Origin of the sequence: Stenotrophomonas sp., assembly GCF_032099025.1 — a bacterium.
Taxonomy (GTDB): domain Bacteria; phylum Pseudomonadota; class Gammaproteobacteria; order Xanthomonadales; family Xanthomonadaceae; genus Stenotrophomonas.
This window is the reverse complement of the sequence record NZ_DAMCID010000007.1, coordinates 41,650-54,615: the sequence shown is the minus strand read 5'-3', so window position 1 is coordinate 54,615 and position 12,966 is coordinate 41,650. Positions and strand designations below refer to the sequence as shown.

General features: G+C 66.7%; 7 protein-coding genes. 3 read left to right on the top strand and 4 right to left on the bottom strand.

Going from position 1 to position 12,966, the window contains the following annotated elements; translation table 11 throughout:
* Nucleotides 1-26 precede the first annotated feature (26 nt).
* Nucleotides 27-632 carry a CDP-alcohol phosphatidyltransferase family protein gene (locus tag RT456_RS06810; RefSeq protein WP_313344269.1) on the bottom strand — a complete coding sequence of 202 codons (606 nt, stop codon included), beginning with the start codon at nt 630-632 and terminating at the stop codon, nt 27-29.
* A gap of 76 nt (nt 633-708) precedes the next feature.
* The gene (locus tag RT456_RS06805; RefSeq protein WP_313344266.1) at nt 709-3,249 is read right to left on the bottom strand and encodes a tetratricopeptide repeat protein; all 2,541 of its coding nucleotides are present in this window, start codon (nt 3,247-3,249) and stop codon (nt 709-711) included.
* 179 nt (nt 3,250-3,428) lie between these two features.
* Here RT456_RS06805 and purH point away from each other — a divergent pair, with 179 nt between their 5' ends.
* From purH to purD, 3 genes are all read left to right on the top strand, one after another.
* A complete protein-coding gene (purH, locus tag RT456_RS06800; RefSeq protein WP_313344263.1) occupies nt 3,429-5,012 on the top strand; it encodes a bifunctional phosphoribosylaminoimidazolecarboxamide formyltransferase/IMP cyclohydrolase in 1,584 nt (527 codons plus the stop codon).
* 76 nt (nt 5,013-5,088) lie between these two features.
* A complete protein-coding gene (gene rhuM, locus RT456_RS06795; protein WP_313344259.1) occupies nt 5,089-5,766 on the top strand; it encodes a RhuM family protein in 678 nt (225 codons plus the stop codon).
* Complete coding sequence (gene purD, locus RT456_RS06790; protein WP_313344256.1) at nt 5,732-7,018, top strand: phosphoribosylamine--glycine ligase; 1,287 nt, start codon at nt 5,732-5,734, stop codon at nt 7,016-7,018. Before rhuM ends, purD begins: the two co-directional genes overlap by 35 nt.
* Nucleotides 7,019-7,531: 513 nt before the next feature.
* Here purD and rpoH read toward each other — a convergent pair.
* Together rpoH and RT456_RS06780 are read right to left on the bottom strand one after the other, a co-directional pair.
* Nucleotides 7,532-8,407 (bottom strand): RNA polymerase sigma factor RpoH, encoded by an 876-nt coding sequence (rpoH, locus tag RT456_RS06785; protein WP_313344523.1) that lies wholly within the window; start codon nt 8,405-8,407, stop codon nt 7,532-7,534.
* Nucleotides 8,408-9,270: 863 nt separating this feature from the next.
* A complete protein-coding gene (locus RT456_RS06780; RefSeq protein ID WP_313344253.1) occupies nt 9,271-12,963 on the bottom strand; it encodes a hypothetical protein in 3,693 nt (1,230 codons plus the stop codon).
* Nucleotides 12,964-12,966: the final 3 nt, after the last annotated feature.

The window sequence follows — 12,966 nt, the reverse complement described above, 5'->3', positions numbered from 1 at the left end:
TTGTGCATCCGGCGGGGCAAGCCAGGTCAGCCGGCCTCCGCCAATCCATTCCGTACCCGCCGCCAGGCGGTCAGCACGCACAGTGCCGCTGCGGCGCATGCCACCCCGGTCACCACGCTGCCACCGATCCAGCCCGGCGCGAGTACCACCCCCAACACGCCAATCACGAAGGCGCGATCGCTCTTGCCCATCGGACCGTCGTAGCGCCGGGTCGCTCCCACCATCAACCCCAGGACGCCAGCGTACTCGCAAACGGCGGCCAACCACGCCAGCGCCCACAACGCGGCCGGGTTGACCCCGGGCACGCTGAGCAGGCTGAGGTACAGCGCGGCGTCGGCGAACAGGTCGCACAATTCATTGAGATACGCGCCCAGCCTGGACTGCTGGCCGAACTCGCGTGCCAGCATGCCGTCCACGGCGTTGAGCGCCATGCGCAGCAACATCCAGCCGGGCAGCGCCAGGTACCACAGCGGCTGCGCCGGGGCCCAGACGTAGACCGCGGCGGCGACCGCCAGCGATACCACGGCAGCCGCCACGGTCACGGTGTTGGCGGTGATGCCCATCCGGTACAGGCCGCGTACGGCCGGCCGCAGCAGGTCCTGGAAACGCCCCTTCAATGCATAGATCGACATGCCGCACTGTCCTTCTGATCGTCGTTGGTCCAGCCAGCCCTGCCGTTGCAGGGCATCGCACCCGGGCGCTTCGCGCTCACCCGGCCGCCATCAGTTGCCGCCAAAGCTGCACGAAGCGATCGGAGTACCAGTAGCCTTCGGTGCGCATCAAGTGCGTGGGCAGTTCGTCGGCCAGCCGGTAGCGGCCGTTGAAGCGCTGGCCGAACTGCTGCTTCAACCGGGCCAGGTGGGTGGGGTCACTGTCCAGCATCGCGCAGGCCAGCAGTCCCATCCAGCCATCCACTTCGTCCGGCTCACGGGTGAAGGCCTGCTCGAACAGCTGCCGGGCATCCTGCGGGCGGCCCAGGTCCAGCAGCATGAAGCCGTAGTTGCGCTGCGCCTCGATGTTGTCCGGCTGCGCCTGCAGCAGCTGCTGCATGTGAGTGGTCGCCTCGCCGGTGCGCCCCAGGTGGAACAGCAGGTAGCCGGCATGCTCCAGCTGCGCCGGGTCCGGCTGCGCCTGCGGCGGTTGCGCGCGTTGCAGTGCGTCCAGGCGGGTCCACGCGGCGTCGAAGTCGGGCCTTGCTGCTGCCGGGTCGCCCGCCGACAACGCCATCCCGGCACGGTTGAACCAGGGCCGGTAGTCGTCGGGTGATTCGTCGATGGCGGCCTGCAACGCAGCGCGCGCGGCGCTTGCATCGCCGGCGTCGGCCAGGGCGCTGGCCAGGTTCAGATGGATGCTCATGCGCCGCTCGCGCTGTTCGTCGGCGTCCACCTCCGGGTCCATCTGCAGCTGCAGCGCGGTGCGGTATTCCTGCACCGCCTTGCGCGGCGCGTTGAGCTGCTGCAGGTACAGGTTGCCCAGGTTGAAGTGGGCGTCCAGGCGCTTGGGCTGCAGCCGCATGGCGTCGCGGTAGGCGTCCACCGCCTGCGCATGCTGCCCGCTGTCGCCCAGCGCATTGGCAAGGTTGAGGCGCAGGCCGTAGTTGTCCGGGAAGCGCGCCACGCCACTGGCCGCCACCACCGCCGCTTCACGGGTGTCGCCCAGCTCCAGCAGCATCGCCGTGTAGTTGATGAAGGCATCGGGCGCGACGTTGCCGGGCAGTTTCACAAGTTGGGCATAGTAGCGGCGCGCCGTGTCGGTCTGGCCGGTGCGGCTGTAGTGGCGGGCCACGCGCTGCTGGATGTCCAGATTGCCCGGCTCCAGCTGTGCGGCCCGCAGCAGATCCTTTTCGGCCGCGCTGTCGTCGCCGAGCGCGTGCAGCACGTCGGCACGGTTGACCAGGCCGATGCTCTTCAGCGGTGCGCGTTTGATGTAGTCGTTGAGGGTATCGAGCGCACGCTGGTGCTGCCCCAGCCTGGCCTGCATCACGCCGAGGTTGAGCCATGCGGTGTCCAGCCCCGGATCGAGACGCACCGCCTGTGCGAACAGATCGGCGGCAGCCTGCCACTTCGATGCCTTGGCCTGTACCAGCCCCTGGTTGAAGAGCAGCTGCGCCTGGTTTTCGGCGGGCAGCGCGGCGGCCTGCGCCGCGGCGGCGGCAGCGCCCTTGCCGGTCCGCTGCAGCAGCGACAGCCGGTTGGTCAGCACCTGCGGGTTGGCAGGCTCCTTCAGCAGCGCCCGGTCGTAGGCCGCCACCGCTTCGCGGGTTCGGCCCAGCCGGTCTTCGGCCACGCCGATGTTGAGCCAGTTCGCGGCGTCGTCCTTGCCCAGTGCCAAGGCCGCCTTGAAGTCCTCCAGTGCGCCGGCCGCGTCGCCCATGTCCAGCCGGGTCACGCCGCGGTTGTACGGGTACTGCGCTTCCTTCGGGTCCAACCGCATGGCCTGGGCATCGTCGGCCAGCGATTGGCTGGACCGGCCCAGCGCGTGCTGCGCCATTGCGCGATTGCCGTAGTAGCCGGCGACCTTCGGCGACTGCGCGATGGCCTGGTCCAGCAGTTCCACCGCGCGGCGCGGCTGGCCCAGGTGGACGTACGCCTGCGCGGCGTGGAACGGAATGTCCGCCTCCTGCCCGGTGCCTTCAGGATCGTCGCGGTACGCCGCTTCGTACGCGGTATGGACCTCGATCATGCGGGCGTTGTCGTGCGCTTGGTTGAGCAGGAACAGGTAATTGCGGAACAGGCTGCTGGTATGCCCGCCGGCCTGCAGGGCGGCGGCGTAGTCCGACAGCGCGCCCTGCGTGTCGCCCTGCTTGGCCCGGGCGGTGCCACGCAGCTGCAGGGCTTCGGCATCGTCCGGGGCAAGCTGCAGCGCCTGCGCGGCGGCCGCCAGCACGCCGGCGTTGTCGTCCGTGGCACCGGCGATGTACGCCTTCAGCCGATACAGGCTGCCCTGGCGCGGGTCCAAGGCGATCGCCGCATCAATCCGCTGCCGGGCCAGCGCCCAGTCCTCGTCCTGGTAGGCGGCGTAGGCCTGCTGCTCCAGGTCATCGCTGCTGGACCCGTTGTCGTCGGCGGGGTCGTCAGCACCCCGTTCGGGCGCCGGCGAGGCGGTCCTGGCCGCCACCGCCACATCCACCACCACGGCCGGCGCGTCCACCGCCGCACGGGCCGCGTCCTGGGCCTGCGCGGCGGTACCGAAGGTGGCGCACGCCACGACGCTGGCAAGCAGCCGCACATTCCATGTTGCTGTCGACACGATGAAGACCTGCAGATCCTTGGCTGAACGCGCAGCCTACCCCAGCACCCCGGGCTTGCGGTGGTCCGACGGATGTGCCGGATCCGGTCGCCAGGGGCAATATCGCCGGTGCGGCGCCCGCCACCGGCCCCCACCGCCTACAATATTGGCCCCGCTCCGCTGCCGATTGCCCTGTCCCCATGACTGCTGATCTGTTGCCCGTTCGCCGGGCCCTCCTGTCCGTCTCCGACAAAACCGGTCTGATCGACCTGGCCCGTGCCCTTGCCGCCCGCAACGTGGAGCTGCTGTCCACCGGCGGCACCGCCAAGGCGATCCGCGAGGCCGGCCTGCCGGTCAAGGACGTGTCCGACGTCACCGGCTTCCCGGAAATGATGGACGGCCGGGTCAAGACCCTGCACCCGCTGGTGCATGGCGGCCTGCTTGGCCGCGCCGGGCTGGACGAGGCGGTGATGGCCGAACACGGCATCGGTGCGATCGACCTGCTGGTGCTGAACCTGTACCCGTTCGAGTCGGTCACCGCCAAGGCGGACTGCACGCTGGAAGACGCGGTGGAAAACATCGATATCGGCGGCCCGGCCATGCTGCGCTCGGCGGCAAAGAACTTCGCCCGCGTCACGGTGGCCACCGACCCGGCGCAGTACGCCGAGCTGCTGGCCGAGCTCGATGCCAACGACGGCAAGCTCTCCGCTGCGAAGCGGTTCGCGTTCTCGGTGGCCGCGTTCAACCGCGTGGCGCAGTACGACGCGGCGATCAGCAACTACCTCTCGGCCGTGACCGCCAGCGATGCCGCCGTGCCGGTGCGCACCGAGTTCCCGGCGCAGCTCACGTCCAGCGTGGTGAAGGTGATGGACCTGCGCTACGGCGAGAACCCCCACCAGGCTGGCGCGTTCTACCGCGACCTGTACCCGGTGCCGGGCACGCTGGCCACGTTCCAGCAGCTGCAGGGCAAGGAACTGAGCTACAACAACCTGGCCGACGCCGACGCCGCATGGGAATGCGTGCGCCAGTTCGATGCGCCGGCCTGCGTGATCGTCAAACATGCCAATCCGTGCGGTGTGGCCGTGGGTGCCGGTAACGGCGATGCCTACGAGCTCGCCTACGCGACCGACCCGACCAGCGCCTTCGGCGGCATCATCGCCTTCAACACGCCGCTGGACGCAGCCACCGCCAAGGTGATCCTGGACCGCCAGTTCGTGGAAGTGCTGATCGCCCCGGATTACGAGCCGGCCGCGCTGGAGTACGCGCAGAAGAAGGCCAACGTGCGCGTGCTGCGCATTCCGCATGGCGAAGGCCGCAACAGCTACGACACCAAGCGGATTGGTTCTGGCCTGCTGGTGCAGAGCGCGGACAACCGCGGCATGACCCGCGACGAGCTGACGGTGGTGAGCAGGCTGGCACCGACCGACAAGCAGTTCGCCGACCTGCTGTTCGCCTGGAACGTGGCCAAGTTCGTGAAGTCCAACGCGATCGTCTACGCCAAGGACCACCGCACGATTGGCGTGGGCGCCGGGCAGATGAGCCGCGTGTACTCGGCCCGCATCGCCGGCATCAAGGCCGCCGATGCGAACCTGGTGGTGGAAGGCTCGGTGATGGCTTCCGATGCGTTCTTCCCGTTCCGCGACGGCATCGACGCCGCCGCCGCCGCCGGCATCAAGGCCGTGATCCAGCCGGGCGGTTCGATGCGCGATGCGGAAGTGATTGCCGCCGCCGACGAGCACGGCCTGGCGATGGTGTTTACCGGCGTGCGTCACTTCCGGCATTGATCGTTGGGCGTAAGGTGGGTGCCGACCGGGTGTCGGCACCGACGGGCGGTTCTTGATCTGAGCTAAGGGTGATCGCATGACGGACAACCACGGCGAGCTGATTCTGTACCGCACCGAAGACGGGCGAACGGACGTTCATCTGCGCGCCGAGGGGGGGACCGTCTGGCTGACGCAGGGTGAGATGGCTGAGCTGTTTGATACGACGAAGCAGAACATCAGCCTGCATGTCCGCAATGTATTCGCCGAGCAAGAGCTGTCCGAGGAAGCAGTAGTCAAGCAATACTTGACAACTGCTTCTGACGGAAAGCGCTATAAAACAATGCGTTACCGTCTGGATCTGATCCTGGCGATTGGTTTCAGGGTGCGTTCCCCTCGAGGCGTGCAGTTCAGACGCTGGGCAGGATCCGCATTGGCGGAGTATCTGGTCAAAGGCTTCCTGCTCAACGACGAGCGGCTCAAGGAGGCCGAACGCGCAGACTATTTCAAAGAGCTGCTTCGCCGCATCCGCGACATCCGCAGTTCGGAGAAGCGGTTCTACCAGACGCTGCGCGACCTGTTCAAACTCAGCAGCAGCGATTACGACGGTACGGCCGCGACCGCCAAGACCTTCTTCGCCACCATCCAGAACAAGCTGGTCTATGCCATCACTGGCTGCACTGCCGCGTCTGACACCCGGTCTCACCACCACTTTTTCTTACTGTTACCCAGGATCGCCCTCAATGAAAATCCTCGTCATCGGCTCCGGCGGCCGTGAACATGCCCTGGCCTGGAAGCTGGCCCAGTCGTCCCGCGTTACCGAGGTGCTGGTTGCGCCGGGCAATGCCGGTACGGCGACCGAGGCGGGCTGCCGCAACGTGCCGGTGAAGGTCACCGACCTGGACGGGCTGCTGGCGCTGGTGCAGGCCGAAGGCGTCGCGCTGACCGTGGTGGGCCCGGAAGTGCCGCTGGTGGCCGGCGTGGTCGATCGCTTCCGCGCCGCCGGGCACCGCATCTTCGGGCCGACCGCTGCGGCCGCGCAGCTGGAAGGCAGCAAGGCCTACGCCAAGGACTTCCTGGCCCGCCACAACATTCCCACCGCGTTCTATGCGGTGCACACGGAGGTGGACGCGGCGCTGGCCTACCTCCGCGAGAAGGGCGCACCGATCGTGGTCAAGGCCGATGGCCTGGCCGCCGGCAAGGGCGTGATCGTGGCGATGACGCAGCAGGAAGCCGAAGATGCGGTGCGCGACATGCTGTCGGGCAATGCGTTCGGCGATGCGGGCGCGCGCGTGGTGATCGAAGAGTTCCTCGACGGCGAGGAAGCCAGCTTCATTTCGATGGTGGATGGCACCACGGCGCTGCCGATGGCGACCTCGCAGGACCACAAGCGCGTGGGCGACGCGGACACCGGCCCGAACACGGGCGGCATGGGCGCTTATTCGCCGGCACCGGTGGTGACCGATGAGGTGCATGCACGCGTGATGCGCGAGGTGGTGAACCCCACCGTGCAGGGCATGATTGCCGATGGCATTCCGTTCACCGGCTTCCTCTATGCGGGCCTGATGATCGATGCCAGCGGCGCCCCGAAGGTGATCGAATTCAACGTGCGCTTCGGCGACCCGGAGACGCAGCCGGTGATGCTGCGGCTGCAGTCGGACCTGGTGGAGCTGGTGGAGGCGGCCATCGATGAACGCCTGGACAGCGTGCAGGCGCAGTGGGACCCGCGTCCATCGCTGGGCGTGGTGATGGCGGCGTCGCCGTACCCGGAGACCCCGATCACCGGCGATGTGATCCAGGGGCTGGATCAGGTGCCCGCCACGGCCAAGGTGTTCCATGCGGGTACTACGCTGGATGCGCAGGGCCAGGTGCTCAGCGCCGGCGGCCGCGTGCTGTGTGTGGCGGCGCTGGGCGACAGCGTGGGCGATGCGCAGGCCAACGCGTATGCGGGTGTGGCGAAGATCTCGTGGGAACACGAGTTCCATCGCAACGACATCGGCTGGCGCGCGATTGCGCGCGAGAAGGCGTAGGAACCAACATACAACGTGCCCGACGGGTTAACCGATGGGGTCACCGACTGGGTAACCGACGGGTTGACCGACTGGGTAACCGACTTGGTTAACCGACTTGGTTAACCGACTGGGTATCCGACTTGGTTAACCGACTGGGTAACCGACTTGGTTAACCGACTGGGTAGAGCCGACTGGGTAGAGCCGACTGGGTAGAGCCGACTGTTAGTCGGCTGCCCTAGGCGCGAACGTGTCAGGACACCCAGCAAGAGCAGCCGACTAACAGTCAGCTCTACCCAGTCGGTGCATCCCGGTCGGTGCATCGCGTTCGGCGCATCCCGGTCGGTGCATCCCAGCCCGTGCATCCCAGTCGGTGCATCGCGTTCGGCGCATCGCGGTCGGTGCATCCCAGTCCGTGCATCCCGGTCGGTGCATCGCGTTCGGCGCATCGCGGTCGGTGCATCCCAGCCGGTGCATCCCGGCAACAAAAAACCCGGCGATGCCGGGTTTTTTGTTGGACACATGGCCACCGGGTTACGCGGTGAACAGCGCCTTCATCTTCTTCAGCGCGTTCGCCTCGACTTGGCGGATGCGTTCGGCGGAAACGCCGTACTCATCCGCAAGCTCCTGCAGCGTGACCTTGCTGTCCGCGTCCAGCCAGCGACGACGGATGATGTCGCGCGAGCGGGCATCCAGTTCGGCCAGGCCTTCGCGCAGCAGTTGCAGCTGGTTGTCTTCGCTGTCGGCACGCTCGTAGGCCATGGACGGGTCTTCGTCCTGCGCCATCAGATACGCTGCCGGCGACGGCGGTGCACGCTCTTCGTCCTCATCGGCGGGCGCGTCGAAACCGATATCGCGACCCGAAAGGCGCGACTCCATTTCCAGCACTTCGCGTTCGGAGACGTTGAGGTCCTTGGCCACCGCGCTGACTTCGGCCGCGTTCATCCAGCCCAGGCGGGTCTTGGACTTGCGCAGGTTGAAGAACAGCTTGCGCTGCGCCTTGGTCGTGGCGACCTTGACGATGCGCCAGTTCTTCAGGATGAACTCGTGCATTTCGGCACGGATCCAATGCACGGCGAACGACACCAGGCGCACGCCCATTTCCGGGTCGAAGCGCTTCACGGCCTTCATCAGGCCGATGTTGCCTTCCTGGATGAGATCGCCCAGCGCGAGGCCGTAGCCGTTGTAGCCACGGGCAACGTGCACCACGAAGCGCAGGTGGGAGTGGACCAGTTCGCGCGCGGCGTCCAGGTCCTGGTCGTCGCGGAAGCGGCGCGCCAGGTCCTGCTCGTCATCGACCGTCAACACCGGGATCTGGTGCACGGCGCCGATGTAGGCGTCCAGCGAACCGAGCGCACTGGGAATCGGAAGATTGTTTGCCACAAGGGCAGTAGACATGTTCTGGCTCATAGTCGTCATCTTAGCAGTCCCGGATTTGGACTGCTAAAGGGTTAAAAAGTTCCAGCATCCCATCAGTGCAACGCTGGCGCAGATCACACCGATAACGTACCGCGAAATGGTGACAGTGGCGAGTTTACCGCCTGGTCAAAAATTCCATTGCAATTCAACAACATAGCGTGAAAAACGTCATGGCCATGTGGTTTTGGGCTGGACAATCCCAGATCGCCAAGCCCATTCAGCATGAAAACGTTGCCAGGCATTCAGCCCTGCGGCCCCGCCGACATGAACGATGGCCCAAAGAAGGGGGCCTGCGGCCCCCAGCCACGCGTGGCCAGGCCCTACCCAGCAGGTGTCCGATCTGCCCGGTGATCCGCCAGCCATGCAGGGCGTGGCTCTACCCCCGCGGAAGCAAAGCCAAACCAACCGAAGCAAGAGCGAAATGCCCGGCAGCCAGCCACGCAGGGCGTGGCTCTACCCCGCAAAAGCAAAGCCAAACCAACCGAAGCAAGAGCGAAATGCCCGGTAGCCAGCCACGCAGGGCGTGGCTCTACCCCAGCGGAAGCAAAGCCAAACCAACCGAAGCAAGAGCGAAATGCCCGGTAGCCAGCCACGCAGGGCGTGGCTCTACCCCGCAGAAGCAAAGCCAAACCAACCGAAGCAAGAGCGAAATGCCCGGTAGTGCCACGCCCTGCGTGGCAGGCCCGACAATGACGAAGGAGGCGCGTGGCAGGCCCGACAATGACGAAGGAGGTGCGTGGCAGGCCCGACAATGACGAAGCAGGTGCGTGGCAGGCCCGACAACGACGAAGGACGTGCGTGGGCACGCCAGACAATAACGAAGCCAACGGCCGGCAACCCCGCCAAAGCCAGATCTAATAATACCCAGCCATATTCAGGAAGAACCCTTTCTGGTCGTACTTCAGCTCGGTCATGTCATCACTGAACTCGGTGAAGTTGTACCCCACCCCGACCTTGAAGTTCTCACCCACCCGGCGGTCCACACCCAGCAGCCAGCCCTTGCGGACGCCGCCGTCGCGCACCTTCAACCAGCGGTGCTCGGCCAGGCCTTCCCATTGTGCGAACAGGCGGTAGCGCAACTGCAGCGCGGCGAAGTCGGCGCGGCTGTCCAGCCAGGCTCCCTCGCCTCGCCCGGTGCGGTAGTCGCCCCAGCGCGATGCCAGCTTCGCAGCCAGCTCCCAACGCACGCCGATCTGGCGGATGCCTTCCAGCGACAGCACCTGCGAGCGCTGGTCATACAGGTTGCCGCCTTCCTGGCCCAGCGATGCCACGTCATAAAGATAGGTGTACTTGCCGAAGCCCGCCCAGCGCGTGTTGTCATGCGGTCGCCAGGCGAAGCCGACGTTGGTCTCCACCAGTTTGGCGTCGGCCACCGGATTGATGCGGTCGTCGGTGTCGGCGTAGTTGGCACGCAGGGCGAAGCGCCAGTCTTCGTTGAGCTTGTACAACAGGCGGTTGGTGGTGACCCACTGTTCGCGCTGCTCCGCGCCGCTGTCGTGGCGATATTCCAGCTTGCTGCTCCACTGCGTCACCGCGTCGGTGCGGCCGCCGCTGACGCTGTAGGCGCGGCGGTCGATGCGGCCTGCGGTGGAGTCCAGCTGGCCGTCCATGAGGGTGAAGCCCAGGTTCCAGCCTTGGGCGGGATAGAAGTCCATGCCGAAGGTGTGTACCAGGCCGGCGCTGTCCTGGCGGCGGTCCTTCAGGTACTGGCTCTCGTTGTAGACATTGACCTGGTTGCTCAACCGCCAGCGCTGGCCCACGGTCCAGCCGCTCTGCAGGCCGGTGTCGAACAGCGGGTCGGTGCCGGTGCGGTCGGTGCTGTAGCTGTAACTGCCGTACAGGCTGTGGTCGGCGGCCATGCGGTACTCCGCGTCGACCTTGGCTCCGTTGCCACGACTGCCGCTGCTGACTTCCGCACCCACGCTGCTGCGGTCACCGAACAGGTAGCGCGCGCCAAGCGTCAGCAGGTCGTTCTTCTCGTAGGCGCCGCCATCATCGTCCAGGGTCACCTGGCCGGTGCTGTACAGCTCCCACGAGGAACCGAAGCGCTGGCGGTAGCCGATGGCGGCGAGCAGTGCATCCACGTCCTGCAGATCCTGCTCCTCGCGCACGCGGCGCAGCTCACCGGTGAGCTGGCCATCGTTGCCCAGCCGCCATTCGGCCGTGAGCTGGCTCTGCTCCAGCGCCAGTTCGCCCTGTTCGGTGCGGGTATGCCGGCCATACAGGCTGAAGTCGTCGTTCAGATAGCCAAGGAACTCCGCGCCATATTCCTGGATCGGCTGGCCGGTGTCCTGGCGCGCCACCGAGAAGCCTGCGTCCACGTCGCGCCACCAGGCGCCCAGGCTCCAGTCCTGGCTCGTCCACCCCAGTTCACGCAGGTTGGCACGCGCTTCCACCGCGCTGGCCGTGCCGGAGCGACGGCCTTCGTATGGATTGCGGCGGATGAAGCTGAGGCCGCCGTTGTCCGAATAGAACACCGGCGCAGCGGTGGCGTCCGTGCGGGTCTGTTCCATCTTCAGATAGGTGCCGCGACCCGCCTGCAGGGTGAGGTCGGCACCCTTGAGGCTGTAGTTGTCGCCGCTGCGGTTCTCGTCGATCCAGGTACCGCCAATGGCCACGTGGTCGCCCAGCCATTGCCGGCCCCGCGCACCGTAGGTGACGTCATCGCTGCTGAAGCCCAGCGGCACGTATTCGTAGTCCACCAGCAGCAGCTGGTCGTAACCGTCCAGCGGCATGTCGCGGGTGATGCTGCGGACGTTCTCGCGGGTCAGCTGCGCCAGCGGGCGGGTCAGGATCAGGCGCCCCTGCAGGTCGTCGATCTCGTAGTCCACGCCTTCCTGCAGCGTCGCGCGGGTTTCGGTGCGGCCGGTGGTACGGTCGCGCACTTCCAGCACGACCTGCTCCGAGCCGGGCAGCACGTCGGTGTGGCGCAGGTAATAAAGGCTGCCACCGGTGCCGAGGAATTCGCTGTGACCCGGTGCGGACTGCGCCTCGGACCCGAACACCTTCAACTGCGAGCGCGCTTCACCCAGCGGAGTGGCGTCCAGCGAGCGCCAGTTCAACGCGCCGCCGTACAGCGAGCGCACGAACTGGCCGTATTCGGTGCCGGTGATGCCGGTGGCGTAGTTGCCCCACAGTGCCTGGCTCTGGTCCCAGTCCACCCGCAGGTACAACCGGCCCTGGGTATCCACGTCGCGGTAGGTGGTGGAGTCGTCGCCGTACACGGGGTAATACAGGTCCGGGTCCAGGCGGCGGAACACGTCCTGCGCATCGGCCTGGGTGAAATCGCGGAACAGGTACTTCAGTTCGCGGTCCTGGGTGTCGGCCTGTGCGGTCACCAGGTACTTGCCGCGCATTTTTCCCTTCAGGTAGAACGCCAGCCGTCCTTCGCTGAGGAAGCTGTCGTCGTCGCGGTTGTCGGCCGCCAGCGGCTGCACGTTGCCGCTGGCACTGTTCCTGGACAGGGTGACGTCGGCGATGGCGACCAGGAACAGGTAGCGACCGGTGACATCCACGTCCAGCTGCCGCTGCGCACCCGGCGCATCGCGCGACTCGACGCTGACATCGTAGCGATGCTGGCCGACCGGTTCGAGGAACTCGGCGGCGAACTTCTGTTCCAGGTCGACCGGGAAGTCCTGGCCATTGATGCGCACGAGGCTGTTGGGCTCCAGGCCACGTCCGTACAGACGCACGCGCGAGCCATGGATGGGAATGTTCTGCAGCCGCAGCATGCTCTGGCCGTAGATGCTGTTGCTGACCTGGAGGTCCTGCGCGCCTTCGCCATCCAGGGCCTGGCCAAGGGTCTTCTGCACGTTGTCACGCGTGAGCTGCAGGCCGCGGTCGAAGTCCTCCGGGGTGACCAGCTGGATGCGCTGGATGCGGGTTTCATCGAAGGCCCCACCGGCGCCATACGCACGGGCGACGTAGATCAGGTCATCGCCGGTGCGCAGCTTGATCTGCGCCGGCACCTCGCCATTCCACTCCGCATCACCCACGTAGTCGGGCGGCAGTTCGATGCGTGCCAGCGGGGTGACCAGGTCGGTATCGGTGCCCCGGTACAGGGTGACCTCCAGCTTCTGGATGAAGGAGGCGTAGTTGTTGTAGCTGTGGAAGCGCAGCGGACGCACCACACGCCCATTCTCGAACGGCACGGTGGCGGCAGCCTGCACGCTCAGGCTGGGCGGCACCATGGTCGGGTCTTCGGTCGCCCACACCACGCCGCCACTGGGCAGCTCGGCCATGAACTGGCCACCTGGCGCGGCGACATCCGGCGTGGTCGACGGCGCCAGCGGAACGGCGTCCCCGGCAGAGGCATCGGCACGACCGGTGAGCGGCAGCGCCGCCGGCTCGGCATCGGCATCGTCGCGGATGCGCAGCAGCAGGCCGTCATCGCTGCGGCAACTGTCGGCCTCGCAGCGCACCGTGGCGGGCGGGTCGGCGGGCAGGGTCTGCTGGGCGAAGGCCGGCGACGCGGCCAGCAGCAGGACGCCCGCCAGGCGGACGGCGAAACGGCGTGAAATCGGTGTCGGACTCAGGGTCATGTCCATGCT

What these genes read in the sequence shown, in the direction of transcription:
- RT456_RS06810 (WP_313344269.1), bottom strand. Translation starts at nt 632, where the DNA reads ATGTCGATCTATGCATTGAAGGGGCGTTTCCAGGACCTGCTGCGGCCG.
- purH (WP_313344263.1), top strand. Translation starts at nt 3,429, where the DNA reads ATGACTGCTGATCTGTTGCCCGTTCGCCGGGCCCTCCTGTCCGTCTCC.
- rhuM (WP_313344259.1), top strand. Translation starts at nt 5,089, where the DNA reads ATGACGGACAACCACGGCGAGCTGATTCTGTACCGCACCGAAGACGGG.
- purD (WP_313344256.1), top strand. Translation starts at nt 5,732, where the DNA reads ATGAAAATCCTCGTCATCGGCTCCGGCGGCCGTGAACATGCCCTGGCC.
- rpoH (WP_313344523.1), bottom strand. Translation starts at nt 8,407, where the DNA reads ATGAGCCAGAACATGTCTACTGCCCTTGTGGCAAACAATCTTCCGATT.
- RT456_RS06780 (WP_313344253.1), bottom strand. Translation starts at nt 12,963, where the DNA reads ATGGACATGACCCTGAGTCCGACACCGATTTCACGCCGTTTCGCCGTC.